The organism is Chlamydia felis Fe/C-56, from assembly GCF_000009945.1.
GTDB classification, from domain to species: Bacteria; Chlamydiota; Chlamydiia; order Chlamydiales; family Chlamydiaceae; genus Chlamydia; species Chlamydia felis.
In genome coordinates, this window is sequence record NC_007899.1 from 68,076 (window position 1) to 84,018 (window position 15,943).

Sequence of the window (15,943 nt, forward strand, 5' to 3'; positions counted from 1 at the left end):
TCTCCTAACCCTAAATTAACGTTTCCCGCCGGATTTCTTTTTCCCCGAAGTTTTGGACTTAGTCGTGGTAGCTTTTTTCTTGTTTGGACTTGTTTCTTTGATCATGTCTTTGAGAGAGTCCTTCATAATATTGCAGCGTTCTTTCAAAATTTTGAATTCAGGTTTGTCCGCGCAAATATCGATAGTAATATCTAAGAAATCTCTGGATTCTTCAGCCTGATCGATCTTCATCAAGCTGTCGGCTATGTAATAAGGGGGGATGGGGTTTTGAGGCTCCGCATCAAAAGCTAGGAAGAAGCCAAAGGCCGCTTCATTGTACATTTTGAGCTGATGATAACATGAGCTTAAGCCTAAAATATACTTGTAGCACTGAGGTTTAGAAGCTGTAAGGATTTGGAAAAGACCAATAGCTTCGTTATACTTCCCTTGGGAATAGAAACTGTAGGCAATTGTATAAATCTCTTCTAATAATACGTCAGATAAACCTAGGATTTGCTGAAGGGTTAATCCATTGTTAAGCCCTTGTAAGATATCCATTAAGGCTTTCTTGGTTTCTTCTTCTGTGGGGGTTGGGTATTTCTGTTCTAAATCATTAGCCTTAGCTTTTTTTTGTGCAGCAAGCTCAGCGAGTCGGCTACGTGTTTTTTTATTAAACGAGGCTGATGGCTTTTTAGAATTATTGGAAGTAGGCTTGCTCATTGAATATAATTCCTAAAATTAAAATTATTTAATTCATAATTAAATTTTAAAATTAATTAATTTGAAAAAACAAGTTGTTAATTGGGCGTAATTCCACAATTTACAATTAATTATTTGGTAAGTTGTTCTTTTCCTTGGCTTTACGTATTATAAAAATTACGTGTCTTGACATTAGTGTTTAGGTATTTTACTTTTTGCTCTCGCAAGATCCTTTATTAGAATTTGCTATGCCTTCCAGACCCCTCATTCAACTGCTCGATACAACTACGATTAATCAGATAGCTGCAGGAGAAGTTATTGAGAACTCCATATCTGTTGTTAAGGAGTTGGTAGAGAATGCCTTAGATGCTGGAGCTGATGAGATAGAGGTGGAAACCCTTGGAGGAGGACAGGGCCTTATTGTTGTAAAAGACAATGGTTGTGGAATGAGTGCTGAGGATGTCACCCTGGCTCTTAAGCGTCATGCCACCTCAAAGATTGGGGAATTTTCTGATATTTTCTCATTATCTAGTTTTGGTTTCCGAGGGGAAGCTTTGCCCGCAATAGCTTCGATTTCTAAAATGGAAATCCTTTCCTGTCCCAGAATAGGTGAAGGTTCTAGGACAATCATTCACGGTGGGGAAATCATTGCATCAGAGGCCAAGCCGCGCCAGCTAGGGACAACAATTTCCATAGATTCTTTATTTTACAATGTCCCGGTTCGTCGAGGCTTTCAAAAGAGTCCCCAAGCAGATCGGATAGCTATGAGAAAGCTATTAGAGAATAGGATTTTATCTATAGAGGGGGTAGGCTGGTCGTGGGTAAGTGAACGGCAACAGGAGTTTCATATACTCAAGCACCGGGGATTTGCCGAGCGTGTTGGCTTCGTTATGGGTGAAGGATTCATGCAGGAAGCTTTAAGAGTGGATAGTGGTGAAAGACCCGTTTGTGTTAGAGGATTTCTAGGCTCCCCGGGTTTTCATCGCCCAACACGTTCAGGACAGCGGGTTTTTATTAACGATCGTCCTGTAGATTCGGTATTTATCTCAAAGCAAATACGGGAAGCCTATTCCATGCTATTACCTCCGCAAAGGCATCCCGTTTTCGTTTTAAAACTCTATCTTCCCCCAGAGTGGTGTGATTTCAATGTGCATCCCCAGAAAACGGAAGTGAGAATACTTAAGGAAGAATTCGTTGGGGAATTTCTTTCAGAGTCCATAGGAGAGGTCTTGGCACGCCCTCAAGAATCTTCTGTTTCTGAAAAAACAATATTTTCTTTGCCGGCCCTGCGCTTTTTTGATGAACACCTTGCAGAAAGATCTTCGGTAGAGCCTTTGGAGTCTATTTCATTACCGGAATTATCAATACCGCCCAAGGTGCCCCTTCCTTTTCTTGATAAGGGACAGGATATCCCAACTACGGATGGGCAAATGCAGATTGATTGGGGAGTATCTCAAGAGGTTCGGTTTTTAACTTCTTTAGGGAAAATTGTTCTTGCAGAGGACTCAGAAGGTGTTCATGCTATTTTCACCGAAGCTGCTCGGAAACATTTATTTTATCTCGCATTGACGGAGAATCAACAATACAACTATAAAAGTCAGTCTTTTTTGGTCCCTTTATGTTTAGAGGTTACTCCCCAAGAAGGGATTTTTCTTTCGTCTCATGTCGAGGATTTTAAACAGCTAGGGATAGAACTTTCTCAAATGGGTCCTTGTATATTCGCTATAGACAGTGCTCCGACATTTATAGGTGAAGAAGAACTGAAATCATGGATTCTTTTCTTGGCTGCAGAAAGTCACGCAAAGGTGGATAGAAAAGCTGTGGCTCTTTTGATCAAAGAGACTTTAACGCAGACAGTGTTTTGTAAGACTTTACGGCCTTTCGATATCTCTTGGCTTTCCTTGCTCTGGCAAATAGGTAAACCGGAAAAAGCCTTTGACGGCACTCAAATACGTCGGTTAGTTTTAGACGAGGATTTTATTAAGGAGTAAATTATGTTCCAGGATCGCATTGCAAGAGCGCAAGCAGCTCTAGCAGATTATGGTATAGACGGGTTTATTGTAGAAAGAAGTGAGGATCTTGCGTACTTTCTTAATGATAAAGTGACTACAGGAACGCTTCTCATAGGTAAAGATGAGGTTGTGTTTTTTGTTTATCGTATGGATAAAGATCTCTATGCAGATCTTCAAGGCCCCTCCCTTGTGTTTTGTGATAGAAATATTGCAGAATTTCTTCTTCCTTATCTTAAAACAACCACATATCAAACTATAGGATTTGATAGCCTCCACACTTCGTACCATAGATATCAAGAAAGAGAAAATGCGGTGTGTTCTTGGGTGCCTACTACCCTATTTACAGAGAAGCTGCGTAGTGTAAAATCTGCAGATGAAATAGAGAAAATGCGTCAGGCGGCGATTTTAGGCTCCGAGGGGTATGATCATGTTCTTTCCATACTGCAAGAGGGCATAACAGAACAAGAAGTTGTACGTCTCCTGCGCGTGTTTTGGGCAAAAGCTGGCGCCGAAGGTCCCTCTTTTTCACCCATTATTGCTTTCGGTCATCATTCCGCTTTCCCTCATGCGGTTCCTACAAACAGGGCCCTACGTAAGGGAGATATCGTGCTTATTGATATAGGGGTCCTGTACCACGGCTACTGCTCAGATATGACACGCACGGTGGCTTGGGGGCGTCCAGATTCGCTCCTTGTTGAGAGCTATCCTGCGGTGGTAGAAGCTCAGCGAGCTGCTATGAAGCTTTGTTGTGCAGGGGCTGCATGTCTAGATATTCATGAAGAGGCTGCTCGAGTCCTTAGGGGCTACGATCTCGAACAATATTTTTGTCATGGTGTTGGCCACGGTGTGGGAAGAAATATCCATGAATACCCCCAACTTTCTCCAAAATCTGGTTCAGCCACTCTAGAGACGGGAATGACAGTAACTGTCGAGCCCGGAGTTTATTTCCCCGGAGTCGGAGGCATACGTATCGAGGATACAGTATTGATAGATGGGAATAAAAATTTTAGTTTAACAGATCGTCCGGTGTCTTCAGATTTAGTTTTCTTATAAAAGCACTCTCTCTTTGTTTAATTATTTTTAATGTTAAACATAGTTGCTTTTGTTTGTATAAATTGATTTTTTTTCTCTAATCGGTTATCTTATAACTTTATTTTTGGCTTGTTTCTAGTATGCACCAGCTTTTTTCGATAGGCTACAGTCTGATAAGTATCGCTGCTCTGCTCTGGATGGTGTGTGGAGCTCCAAACCGCTTGGAAAATCTTTATGATGTGTCTTTGAAGTTTGACGGGGCATCTGAGAAACCAAAGATATTCCCCCAAATAGGGGACCTCTCTTCGGGGGTCTGGTCTCTGGATTTTCCAGAGCTGAGGGAAAGATTGCCGGATCTGAGACAGGAAATCGTGTTTTTAGGAAGCAATAAGCGCCCCGATGCCTTGGGGGGGAAGTTTTTTCTAGAGCTGGCCACTTCGAAAGATTCATGCGTTGCTAGTGCTAATGAAAAGATATATTTACAAGTTGCCCCGTCCCCTAATGGGGGAATTTTCACCTTTAGTCCTAAGGGGAAGCCCACGGATTTATGGTTAGAGTGTCGTCCTTTGAGCGTGGATAACCGCATAGAGATAAAGGTGCGTTTGATAGGCGTGAACGGGGAAATAGTTACTTCTCCTAAGGATAGGGAGACTCTATTTTTAAATGCCCCCTCTAAGGGATTAGAGTCCTGGGAAATTGGTGGGGTTCGTGTAGACGCGAGTTTCCCTGTTAAGCAAAAGATTCGTCGCATAGGTGGCGACAAGTTTCTTCTGATGCACGGAGGGGCTGATTATGCGGATAAGGCGGCTAAAGAACGTGTAGACTTTGTTTCTTTATCGAATGAGAACTACAGTCGTTACCTTGCTGTTGGCGATATTTTGCTTTGGGATGGAAACTGTTGGCAGACGTGTGGGGAATTTCGGGGAGAGAGTTCACAGGCGCCCCTTCTAGAAGTTAAGAAAATAGACGAGAAGGTAATGGTGATAGAGCTCTGGAATGTTGGAGGAACTTCTCATCAGTCTATGAGTTTAGTGAAAACCATGAGCTCTCTTATAGAGATTGCGGAGATCGTTAAGGAATTTGAGTTTGTTGGGATGCGCTCCTGGTCCCGCCCCATAGTGCAAGTTGGGGGGCAGAGAATGATTCTTTCCCCCGATGATTGGGTAGTATACACAGGAAAGACATGGGAAAAGATTGCTCGCAAAGAACAATTGGAAGATTACCTGTCGGGGAAAATTCAGGGGCCGTTATTGGTTTTTGATAAAATAGAAAAAGAATCTAGAGAGTTTGTTGTGCGCGCGCATGTTTTTAATGCACAAAGGACTCTAGTAGAGGCTGTGACACTGCCTTTGAAACAGGGTTTTGATTCTGGATCCGCTGCCGCTAAAGAAGAGGCACATCCAGGGAGACCGCTGCTTGCTGGTAGTGAGGGAACCAATAGTGGGGGATCATAAATGCGTTTTTTGCGTCATCCTTTAGTTTATTTCTTTGGGTTGTCAAGTTTAGCGTGTTGCACGCCAGGACAGGCCTTAACTATTTCAGAAAAAGCCGCCTCCTTGGAAAACTCCAAAGAGTTTATAGACAGTTCTCCAGGCCTAGCCTCGTTTAATGCAGATATGAAGGAATATAACCTTCAGCTAAAGAGTTTATATGAAGAGGCCGCAGCTTTGCGTGAGGCGGGATGCGAAGATGAGGCTCGATGGAAGCTGCTTTTAAGTAAGCTAACGGATGTCAAAAAGCAAATCAAACGCATGGAGGATCTTTGGGCTGCAGAGATCCGTGAAAGAGGAGAGAACCCTGATGAGTATGCCCTATGGCACCATCCTGAGACTACAATCTATAATCTGGTTTCAGATTATGGTGAGGACAACGTCATTTATTTGGTGCCCCAAGATATCGGTTCAATAAAAGTTTCCGCATTATCAAAGTTCACGGTTCCCAAAGAGGGGTTTGAAGAATGCTTGTTGCAGTTGCTGTCGCGTCTTGGCATTGGCATGCGACAGGTAAGTCCTTGGATTAAAGAGCTCTATACTACTCATAAAGAAGGTTGCGGTGTTGCAGGCGTTTTTTCTTCTAGGAAGGATTTAGATTTACTTCCACCATCCTCTTATATTGGCTATGTGTTAAATTCGAAAAACATTGATGTACGAGCAGATCAACATATCTTAAGAAAATTCGCGAATCTCGATACCACGCATATCGATTTATTTGGCGGGAAATTATGGGTGTTTGGTTCTGTCGGAGAGATCAGCGAACTTCTGAAAATTTACGACTTTATTCAAGAAGATAGTGTCCGTCAGGAGTATCGTGTCGTCCCTTTAACAAAGATAGAAGCTTCTGAAATGATCTCTATTCTTAAGGCGGCATTTCGAGAAGATGTAACTAAAGAGGGTGATGAGGAGGGACTAGGTCTTAAAGTTGTTCCCCTTCAGAATCAGGGGCGTTCTTTATTTTTAAGTGGCACCGCAGCTTTAGTGCGTCAGGCTGTAGATTTGATTAAAGATCTTGAAGAGGGAATAGAGAATCCCACGGACAAAACTGTCTTCTGGTATAGTGTAAAACACTCAGACCCACAAGAATTGGCAGTTTTGTTGTCGCAAGTGCATGATGTCTTTGCTGGTAAAGATGGAGGGGGGGTGCCCTCTTCTTCTGCGGAATCTATGTTAAGAGATGCGGCCTCTACGATACACATTGACACTTCCTCAGTAGGAGCTACAAAGGAAGGATCTGTAAAATACGGGAATTTCATAGCAGATTCTAAAACAGGAACTTTGATCATGGTTGTGGAAAAAGAAGCCCTGCCTAGGATCAAAATGTTGTTAAAAAAACTCGACGTTCCTAAAAAGATGGTGCGTATAGAGGTTCTTCTATTTGAAAGAAAGCTTTCTAGCCAGCGTCAAGCAGGGTTAAATCTTTTGCGACTCGGAGAAGAAGTCTGTAAGAAAACCTCCTCCGCAGTTTCTTGGACAAGCTCCGGGATTTTAGAATTTTTATTTAAGGGCAGCACAGGATCTTCGTTAGTTCCGAGTTATGATCTTGCCTATCAATTTTTAATGGCTCAGGAAGATGTTCGTATTAATGCAAGTCCTTCTGTTGTTACCATGAACCAAACTCCTGCAAGAATTGCTATTGTAGAGGAGATGTCGATAGCTGTTTCCGCAGATAAGGAAAAGGCTCAGTATAACCGTGCGCAGTACGGTATTATGATCAAAATGCTCCCCGTGATCAATGTGGGGGAGGAAGATGGGAAAAGCTACATTACCCTAGAGACGGATATTACCTTCGATACTACAGGGAAAAATACGAATGAACGTCCTGATGTTACTCGACGTAATATTACTAATAAAGTGCGTATTCCTGATGGAGAAACGGTAATTATTGGAGGGTTGCGCTGTAAGCACGCCTCAGATTCTCAAGATGGGATTCCTTTTCTCGGAGAAATTCCCGGAATTGGGAAGTTATTCGGCATGAATTCTACCTCTGATAGTCAAACGGAGATGTTTGTATTTATCACTCCGAAAATTCTAGATAATCCCGCTGAGAAAAAAGAGCGCCAAGAAGAGGCAATTCTTTCTTCACGACCCGGAGAAAATGCTGAATTCCGTAAAGCACTATGTGCTGGTGAAGAGGCTGCAAAGGCTGCTCATAAAAAATTAGAACTAATTTCCGCTATAGAGCTACCAGCGTCTCAAGTAGAGGGGCTCGAGTATGATGGGCGGTAAGGCTTTACTATCCCAAGAGCTTCTTAATGCTCTGCCCTATAGCTTTCTAAAAAAGCACTGCTTATTGCCGTTAGAAGAGCGAGAAGACAGTGTAACCATGGCTTATGCACGGGCTTCCTCGCTTATAGCCAAAGATGAAGTGCAGTTACTTATAAAGAAGCCTGTGTTTTTTGTTCTCAAAGATGAAGCGGATATCCTACACCGTTTGCAAAAGATCTACTCTAATTTAGAGGGTAAAGCCTCTGATATGCTGTTAAGTATGAAAGATGGGAGTGCTTCTCAGACAAATGAAGAAGAAGATCTTTTAGAAAGCACAGATTCTGTCCCCGTCGTCCGTTTTCTAAATCTTATCTTAAAAGAAGCTATAGAAGAGCGTACTTCGGATATTCATTTCGAACCTTTAGAGGACTCTTTGCGTATACGTTATCGTATAGATGGGGTTCTTCACGATCGCCTTTCACCACCTGCTCATCTGCGCTCTGCGTTAATCACCAGGATTAAAGTTTTAGCAAAGATGGACATTGCGGAACATCGTCTTCCTCAAGACGGGAGAATAAAAATCCAAATAGGTGGTCAGGAAATAGATATGCGTGTAAGCACTGTTCCTGTGATCTACGGAGAACGTGTTGTTCTAAGGATTTTAGATAAGCGTAATGTAATTTTAGATATCTCCGGATTACACATGCCTGAAGATATCGAACAATCATTTAAAGAAGTGGTTTCTGTTCCTGAAGGCATATTATTAGTAACTGGACCAACAGGAAGTGGGAAAACTACAACACTCTATAGTGTTATTCAGCATCTTTCAGGGCCTTTTGCCAATATTATGACAATAGAAGACCCTCCTGAATACAAATTGCCAGGAATTGCCCAGATTGCTGTGAAGCCAAAAATTGGTCTGTCATTTGCTTGTGGTTTAAGGCACCTGCTCCGTCAGGACCCCGATGTTCTTATGGTTGGAGAAATCCGGGATCAAGAAACAGCAGAAATTGCCATACAGGCAGCGTTAACGGGGCACCTCGTTGTTAGTACTCTTCACACTAATGACGCGATTTCTGCGATTCCTCGTCTGTTAGATATGGGGGTAGAGCCTTATCTATTATCAGCAACAATCATTGGTGTTGTTGCTCAAAGATTGGTTAGGAAAATCTGTCGTCACTGTAAAGAGCAATGCGCAGCAAATATTCAAGAAAGAGTATTTTTACAGTCTATAGGTCGCGATCCGGATGCGCCGTTGTTTTTTGGGAAGGGATGTTCGCATTGTTTCCGTTCCGGATATAAGGGGCGTCAGGGGATTTATGAATTCCTGCATCCCGACACGGCTTTGCGTTCGGAGATCGCTATGCATAAACCTTATCATGCATTGCGAGAACATGCCGAGCAGAAGGGTTTTCAGCCACTACTACATCACGGTGTTTCTCTAGCTTTGTCTGGAGAGACAACACTTGCAGAAGTGTTTCGTGTTACGAAACGGTATGACTAGGGAGGGAGGATATGCCACGATATCGTTATACCTACCTCAATGCAAAAGAGCAGCGTAAACAAGACTGGTTAGACGCGATACATCTTCAAGAAGCAAAAGAGAAGCTTGCTCAGCAGGGCGTTCAGCTTTTATCCATTCGCGAGGTAGCACCTCGTCGTGTGCGAGTAAAAAATAATGAGTTAATTGTTTTCTCAAAACAGATGCTTCTTCTTCTCCGCTCAGGGCTTCCTTTATACGAAAGCTTGTCCTCACTTCGCGATCAATATCAAGGACAAGCAATGTCAGGACTACTGACAGCGTTTATGGAAAACCTGCGCTCTGGGGGAGCGTTGTCACAGGCAATGGCGGCCTATCCCGATATTTTCGATAATTTTTATCGCAGCGCTATTCTTGCAGGAGAAAGTGTGGGGAACCTAGAAGGATGTTTGCAAAACATCATTGTGGTCTTAGAAGAACGTGAGCAAATGTCTAAGAAACTTACGGCAGCTCTTAGCTATCCGATAGTTTTATTAGTGTTTTCCCTAGCCGTAGTTCTCTTTTTCCTTACAGGAGTGATTCCCTCTTTGAAGGAAACCTTCGAGAATATGGAGCCCAATACCCTTACCTCTATAGTATTTAGTCTTAGTGATTTTGTCTGTAAGTACAAATATCTGCTTTTTGGAATTTTAGTTTCGGGCATTACGAGTATAGTCATTACACGACGTAAACTGTTTTGGAAGAAATGGTTTGAGAAGATCCTTTTTTCGCTTCCCGGGGCGAGGAATTTCTTCATCAAATTAGGATTTAGTCGGTTTTGCTCCGTCGTTTCTGCAATTCTTCGTGGTGGAGGAACCCTAATAGAAGGACTAGAGTTGGGCTGTGGAGCGGTTCCTTATGACACGCTGCGAGAAGATATGAAGCAAATGATTCACGCGGTTGTTGAAGGAAGTTCTTTAAGTAAGGAACTAGCGAAAAGGCCGTGGGTGCCTAAATTAGCCTTGGGAATGGTTTCTTTAGGAGAAGAATCCGGAGAGCTTTCTGAAGTGCTGGGTCACGTTGCACATATTTATAATGAAGATACCCAAAAAACACTAACCTGGATAACCTCGTGGTGCCAACCGGTTATCCTTGTGTTTCTTGGAGGAATTATAGGGATTATTATGTTGGCAATACTTATCCCACTAACAAGTAATATTCAAATTTTATAGAACACATGGGTCAAAAAATTATGAAAAAACAAAGACGTAAACAATCCATCACACTCATCGAAATGATGGTTGTTATCACATTGATCGGTATTGTTGGTGGAGCCCTAGCTTTTAACATGCGCGGTAGTATTCAGAAGGGGAAAGTCTTCCAGTCAGAGCAAAATTGCGCCAAAGTTTACGACATCTTAATGATGGAGTATGCCTCTGGAGGAGCTTCCCTAAGAGAGATCGTAGACCAGAAAGAGTCCGTTCTTGATGGAGCTGCGTGGTGTAAAGATGGGAAGAAATTATTAAAAGATGCTTGGGGAGAAGATATCGTTGTGAAGGTCAATGATAAAGGTGACGATCTGATTGTATTTTCACAGCGCGCCCTGGGTACAAACAGTAAGCGTGGGTAAGGACTACGATGTTGCTGCGTAAAAAGAAATCTAAGCGGAGTTTTCTGCTTATAGAGGTTTTGATGTCACTATCATTGGTATGTCTAGTGCTGATGCCTTGCCTTCGTTTTTACTGCGGTGTTCGTAGATCTATCGAAGAGGATATTATCAATCTACAGTTGCCCGCTGTGATTGATAACTGTTTTTTTGCGGTTGAAGACAGTATGCGAGAGCAAATGCTCAAAGGGAACTTCCCCACATCAGGAACCGGAGAGCTCTCTTCTGTTGTTTACACGAGTCAGGGAAATGGGATTCGTGTTCCCTATGTATATTCTATAGATATTCGTAAGGGAATGCGTGTGGAAGCTAACATTGTAAAAGCCTGCTTTGCTGATGTTGCCATTGAGATTTTCCCTAATCAAAAATACACAACATCCGTGCAAAGAAGCTTATGCGTAATAATCTAAAATCCCTAAGGAAAAGGCCTTTCCTACTTGTGGAATTGCTAGTGTCTATAACCTTGTTTGCTCTGCTTTTTAGTGTTTTAGGGTTTTGGCAACGATATATGTTTTGCTCTAGCAAGCATAATGAGAGGTCGTACAAGACCTTCCTACAGGAGAACTACGCCTATAAGAAATTGCGAACGGTATTTCGAGCAACCTCTCAAATTGAAGATGTTCCAGGATTCCTATGCTCCATGGTTTTTGATCGTGGAGTTTACCGAGACCCCGAGCTTGCCGGAGAAGTTGCCGGCTCCCTATACTATCATAGGGATCTGGGAAGATTAGAATTACAAATACGCAGTTTGCGAAATCAGAGTAAGGTAGAAACTTTGCTACTGCTAGATAATGTCCATCGAGTGGATGTCGTTCCTCAGAGGGTCGGTGGCTGCCAAAACAGTGAGGATTCGAGGCTCCCCGAGAGAGTAATGATGATAATTCACCGTCATTTTCCTAAGGATGGGGAGCGCGTGCTGACATATCAGTTTGCTTTGGGGAAATAGCTATGCAAACCTATATTTTTACTTTATTATTTTTAGCCTCCCTGGTTTCTATGGTGTCGTTTGACGCTGTAAATGCGAGAAAACGGTGCGTCTGCTCTCGTATTATTGAAAGCCGAGAAAATCTCTTTTCCGCACAACGCTCTGCTTGCGCTGAAGTAGAGTATCAAGAAAAGTCAAAAAAGATCTCCGCTACGGAGAAGATTTCTAGAGATAAGGAAGTGTCTTCTCCGAAAAAAACAGCTAAAGTGGCTACTAAGAAGAAACGAAAGTATCGCCTTCTTAAAGTTCCTTTTTCACGACCACCGAATAACTCGCGGTTTAATCTTCATGCTCTTATGCAAGAGTCCCCCGAGGAATATTCCGATCCCGCATCTTGGCATGCGATATTTATACGTTTGTTAAGGCGTGTTTATGTGGATACCGGATGTGTTCCTCCAGGTTCAGAATACGCTGTTACCGAAGCTTTATTAAGTAAAAGAAGGGAGATCCTAGAAGGAGGGAAAAAGTTTGGCCCCGATGTTATCGAAACTCTTACTTTGCCATCTCGAGAAGCCGAGCTTCTTTATACCATGCTACGTGGGTCTAAGAATACCCAATCCTTATTAAATTTCCTTCACTATGAAGAAAAACCCCAAGGGTTGATTAAGTTAAATCTCATATTTGCTGATCCTTTACTTCTAGAAGCTGTGGTAGATCATCCCTCAGCATATCGAGAGATTGAAGCCCTGCGTGGAGGAATCTGGGAGAGCGTAAAACGACAGGAGCAGTCTATTCAAGAGCACGGGGAAGCCGCAGCCTTGGAGCTATTTAAAACTCGAACTGATTTTCGTATGGAATTGCGAGATAAAACCCAGATTCTCCTCTCGCAATATGACCTGCTCTCCCTACTTAATAAAAAGGTATTTGATTTCACATTGGGGAGCGCTGGAGATTATATTTATCTCATTGATCCAGAAACAGGATCTGTTTCTCGATGTCGTTGTTCTCCAAAGAGTAGTAAATTATAGTTAAAAATTTCTTATTTATCTTTAAATATTTTTTTTGATAATTGTGTATTAGATGCATTTTTAAATAAAAAAAGATTTTTTAAAGGTATGGCCATGGCAGATGAGACACCGAAAGAAAACTCTTCTTCAAAAGAGTCGTCCTCTCAGTTTGAGTCTTTGAAGCGTAAGGTGAAGGGTTTGCACGCCAATCCTAAAGTAGGAAGAATGAAGAGGTTCTTTTCTCATCACGCTCGCGAAGCCATTAGCGGGGCCCTGGTATTAATTGGTATTGTGACCGATTTTGTATCTTGGGCTGGAGGCTTATTTGTCGCTTGCGGTATGGTCCTAGGTTTTTATCCTGAGATTCGTGGGGTTTTGAAAAATCTTCAAAGTTATTATGCAAAGAATGGTCCTGCGAAAAACGCTCTTCTGTGTGCCTTATTATTGTTCTTCTTCTTGAATGTCTTTCCCTTTACGCTATCGTTTTTAGTTTTATGCTTGATCCTTGTTTTGCTAGGCGATAACAAAGACGGTAAACGCGACGATTCTCAAAAGTCTCTATAAGTTTTTTAGGGTTTTAACGAAAAAGGCTGCCATGTTTCAGGCAGCCTTTTTTCTTCTCTGCGAATGATTGTTCTAAGAACGTTAAAGAACTTTGGGGCTAGATCCTAGAAGCATGATCGGGGTTTCCTTGAACCACGCTAGAGTGAAATAGTCTATTTGCTTAACGATGAACCACCAAGCAAGAGTGATGAATAATAGACCCATGAAAGCTTTCAATGCAGAAAGGAGATAGATAACCTGCACTTGTGGAGCCATTCTGTTAATAATTCCTAGGAATAAGTCGGACATGAGCATGGCTACAGCAGCTGGGGCGCTAAGCTGGATAGTCATGACAAGACATAGCTGACACATTTTTATTAAGGCGATCCAAACGGGAGCATCTAGAGACATCATTTCTGCTGGGAGGAATTTATGAATAGGAATGACCTCTAGAGTCTGTAGTAAGATCGTTAAGACAATCCTATGTCCCCCAGACAGCCAGAAAGCTATAGTGACAAAATAATGATAGAAGATCCCGTGAGGGGAAGTTTGCTCAATAGAAATTAACGAGGTCGCGCCTTCTAATCCTTGAATACCTTGCTGGTTAGTAATAAAAGATCCTGCAGATTGCGCAGCATAAAAGGGGAAGGCAAGAATAAATCCTATGAGTGTGCCTATGCAGAGCTCTTTTATAATGAGGAAATAAAAAATATCATCGTCAAGATAATTTGCGATATGGGTACTCATCAACACTTTAGGAAAGATAATCGCTACCCAGGAAAGAGCAATGCCAATTTTAATGGGTGCTGGGAATAGTTTTCCTCCTAGGAAAGGAACAATAGCAAATATGGGAAGCAATCGAGATAACAGAAGCAAGAAGACACTCCATACATAGGCAGGAGGCTTTTGCAAGATATAATCAAGATATGTAGAACCAAAAACAGAAACAAGCTCTGGTAAAGAGATTGCCATAGCTGTTTATTTCCATTTGTAAAAGTTTTGGAAGATCTGAGAGGCAAAACGGAAAATCATATTGCTTAGCCATCCTCCAGAAATTATTAGGGTGCCAAAAATTACAACTAATTTAATAGCAAAGGCAAAAGTTTGCTCTTGGATTTGCGTTGCGGCTTGGAAAATTGCGACCACAATACCAACAATAGAAGCTAGGATAATCGGAGGTGCAGAAATAATCAAAATCAGTAACAGCGACTGATAAGAATACTCAAAGAGCACGGATTTAAAGCTTGCGGCGAGAGCGATCACGGCATATCCCTATTTAAAGCTAATCATGAGACCTTGAAGTAATAACGTCCAACCATCCACCATCACAACAAGTAGCAATTTTAAAGGTAGCGAAATAGATAACGGGGAAAGCATCATCATTTGCATAGCTACTAAAACGTTTGCTGTAACTAAATCGATCACAAAAAATGGTAGATAAATGAGAACGCCAATTTCAAAAGCGTTTTTAATCTGCCCCATAATAAAAGCAGGAACAATAATCACGAAATCCGAAACAGTCAAATGCTCCCGGATCTCAGGAGGAAATGTTTTTTGAGAAATCTTATAGAAACTTTGGATCTGAGATTTTGGCGTATTGCGTATTAAAAATGATCGCAAAGGCTCTTTAGATTTATTCAACGCCACGAAAACAGTTTCTGCTCCTTCTGCTGAGAATAAATCTCTAGGGATAGCATTTCCTTGTATTTCTTTCCTGGCGTCGTTGTACATAGCAACTCCCGTAGGAAACATCACATAAATAGAAAGAATCAACGCTATACCATTGAGGACCTGGCTGGGAGGTGTTTGCTGAACACCTAAGGCGTTCCTTAACAGCACAAGGGTGATGATAATTTTTAAATATGAAGTTAGCAACATCACTAGGAAGGGTGATAATGCTAAGAAAATTAGAATAATTGCCTGAGTTGTTAAATCAGGATAAGTATCCGAAAAGCTTCCTGCAGAAAGGTTCTCTTGGGGGAGAACATCATCAGCAGTTACCCGTTCTCGAAATGATGGTTGAGGATGGGTTTTCTTTATCTCTGGTTGAGGAGGAACTACCGACAATTCTGTAGATTTAGAAACATCACAACGAGAGGGGCAAGAGGAATCGTAAAATCCGTTATCTGCAAGACACCACGGTGCGCTCAAGATAAACATACAAAGGAAAGTACGAAAAATGAAACGCATGATGTCAAATACCTTTATTCTTGCTTGTCCTGAGTATTATTTACAGGCGCTTGTTGCTTAGGTTGAGGTTCATCTACAGGATTTTGTTGTTTTAGTATAGTAGAGAACGCTTTTTCTAAAGCAGCTAATAGCACGTCCAATTGAGCATTTACAATACCAGCTTCTGTTTCTATAACACAACCCCCTTGGGTAACATCAGCTTTAGGGGCGATAATTAATGAATCTGCATACTCGACGATTTTTTTTAGTTCAGGACGGTTTTGCTCCACAATTGGAAGGTCTTTAGGGTTTACGTAAATAATAATCTTTTTATGTTGAGTAAGCTCTTTTAATGCTTTTGCTATGATAGAGACTATCGCTTCAGGATGGATTTCCAACTCTTTACCGAGAATCTTTTTTACGCTAGCAATAGCTAAGGGAACAAGGGCTTCCTTAACTTTATTACGAAGATCATGAGCTTCTTTTGCTAAATAGGCAAGCTGAGAACTCCATTGTTCGCTGCCTTCTTTGAAGCCTTGCTCTTTAGCTTCTTTACGGAGCTCTTCACATTCTTCTTTGGTTTCGTTAGTGTAAGACTCGCTATCTTCTTTTGTTTTTTCTAAGAGTTCTTTAGCGTCAAGCAGAGCAGAAAAAGCCTCAGGAGCAAGGATTTTTTTATTCGGTGCGACTTCATCATGTTTAAAAATTAAACTAAAAAACTTCATCTATTTGACAGCGTAGAAAACCCCGG

At 41.8% G+C, this 15,943-nt stretch carries 16 protein-coding genes; 11 read left to right on the forward strand and 5 right to left on the reverse strand.

Annotation, left to right across the window (positions count from 1 at the left end):
* Positions 1–15 precede the first annotated feature (15 nt).
* On the reverse strand, positions 16–699 hold the full coding sequence (locus CF_RS00315; RefSeq protein ID WP_011457619.1) for a SycD/LcrH family type III secretion system chaperone: 684 nt from the start codon (positions 697–699) through the stop codon (positions 16–18).
* A gap of 227 nt (positions 700–926) precedes the next feature.
* Here CF_RS00315 and mutL point away from each other — a divergent pair, with 227 nt between their 5' ends.
* The 11 genes from mutL to CF_RS00370 all read left to right on the forward strand — a co-directional run bounded on the left by mutL (position 927) and on the right by CF_RS00370 (position 13,044).
* Positions 927–2,669, forward strand: coding sequence for a DNA mismatch repair endonuclease MutL (gene mutL, locus CF_RS00320; protein WP_011457620.1), 1,743 nt, complete (start codon positions 927–929; stop codon positions 2,667–2,669).
* Between the two features lie 3 nt (positions 2,670–2,672).
* Entirely contained in the window at positions 2,673–3,743 is a 1,071-nt protein-coding gene (locus CF_RS00325) for a M24 family metallopeptidase (RefSeq protein WP_011457621.1), read from the forward strand.
* Positions 3,744–3,862: 119 nt separating this feature from the next.
* The gene (locus CF_RS00330; RefSeq protein WP_011457622.1) at positions 3,863–5,176 is read left to right on the forward strand and encodes a hypothetical protein; all 1,314 of its coding nucleotides are present in this window, start codon (positions 3,863–3,865) and stop codon (positions 5,174–5,176) included.
* Positions 5,177–7,444 carry a secretin N-terminal domain-containing protein gene (locus CF_RS00335; protein ID WP_011457623.1) on the forward strand — a complete coding sequence of 756 codons (2,268 nt, stop codon included), beginning with the start codon at positions 5,177–5,179 and terminating at the stop codon, positions 7,442–7,444.
* Complete coding sequence (locus CF_RS00340; protein ID WP_011457624.1) at positions 7,431–8,927, forward strand: GspE/PulE family protein; 1,497 nt, start codon at positions 7,431–7,433, stop codon at positions 8,925–8,927. Before CF_RS00335 ends, CF_RS00340 begins: the two co-directional genes overlap by 14 nt.
* Positions 8,928–8,938: 11 nt before the next feature.
* A complete protein-coding gene (locus tag CF_RS00345; RefSeq protein WP_011457625.1) occupies positions 8,939–10,114 on the forward strand; it encodes a type II secretion system F family protein in 1,176 nt (391 codons plus the stop codon).
* 20 nt (positions 10,115–10,134) lie between these two features.
* On the forward strand, positions 10,135–10,512 hold the full coding sequence (locus tag CF_RS00350) for a type II secretion system protein (protein ID WP_041468051.1): 378 nt from the start codon (positions 10,135–10,137) through the stop codon (positions 10,510–10,512).
* 8 nt (positions 10,513–10,520) lie between these two features.
* Positions 10,521–10,958: a hypothetical protein gene (locus CF_RS00355; RefSeq protein ID WP_011457627.1), complete on the forward strand. Its 438-nt coding sequence runs from the start codon at positions 10,521–10,523 to the stop codon at positions 10,956–10,958.
* Between the two features lie 29 nt (positions 10,959–10,987).
* Positions 10,988–11,494: a DUF1494 domain-containing protein gene (locus CF_RS00360; RefSeq protein ID WP_232500674.1), complete on the forward strand. Its 507-nt coding sequence runs from the start codon at positions 10,988–10,990 to the stop codon at positions 11,492–11,494.
* A gap of 2 nt (positions 11,495–11,496) precedes the next feature.
* On the forward strand, positions 11,497–12,501 hold the full coding sequence (locus CF_RS00365) for a hypothetical protein (protein ID WP_011457629.1): 1,005 nt from the start codon (positions 11,497–11,499) through the stop codon (positions 12,499–12,501).
* A 93-nt stretch (positions 12,502–12,594) separates the two neighbouring features.
* Positions 12,595–13,044 (forward strand): hypothetical protein, encoded by a 450-nt coding sequence (locus tag CF_RS00370; protein ID WP_011457630.1) that lies wholly within the window; start codon positions 12,595–12,597, stop codon positions 13,042–13,044.
* An 81-nt stretch (positions 13,045–13,125) separates the two neighbouring features.
* On the opposite strand, the gene CF_RS00375 is transcribed toward CF_RS00370, so the two are convergent.
* From CF_RS00375 to CF_RS00390, 4 genes are read right to left on the reverse strand one after another with little or no spacing between them, the layout of a single operon-like run.
* Positions 13,126–13,995: an EscT/YscT/HrcT family type III secretion system export apparatus protein gene (locus CF_RS00375; RefSeq protein ID WP_011457631.1), complete on the reverse strand. Its 870-nt coding sequence runs from the start codon at positions 13,993–13,995 to the stop codon at positions 13,126–13,128.
* Positions 13,996–14,001: 6 nt separating this feature from the next.
* Complete coding sequence (gene sctS / locus CF_RS00380) at positions 14,002–14,286, reverse strand: type III secretion system export apparatus subunit SctS (protein ID WP_011457632.1); 285 nt, start codon at positions 14,284–14,286, stop codon at positions 14,002–14,004.
* A gap of 9 nt (positions 14,287–14,295) precedes the next feature.
* On the reverse strand, positions 14,296–15,213 hold the full coding sequence (gene sctR, locus CF_RS00385) for a type III secretion system export apparatus subunit SctR (protein ID WP_011457633.1): 918 nt from the start codon (positions 15,211–15,213) through the stop codon (positions 14,296–14,298).
* Between the two features lie 14 nt (positions 15,214–15,227).
* Positions 15,228–15,917 (reverse strand): HrpE/YscL family type III secretion apparatus protein, encoded by a 690-nt coding sequence (locus CF_RS00390; RefSeq protein ID WP_011457634.1) that lies wholly within the window; start codon positions 15,915–15,917, stop codon positions 15,228–15,230.
* Between the last annotated feature and the right edge of the window lie 26 nt (positions 15,918–15,943).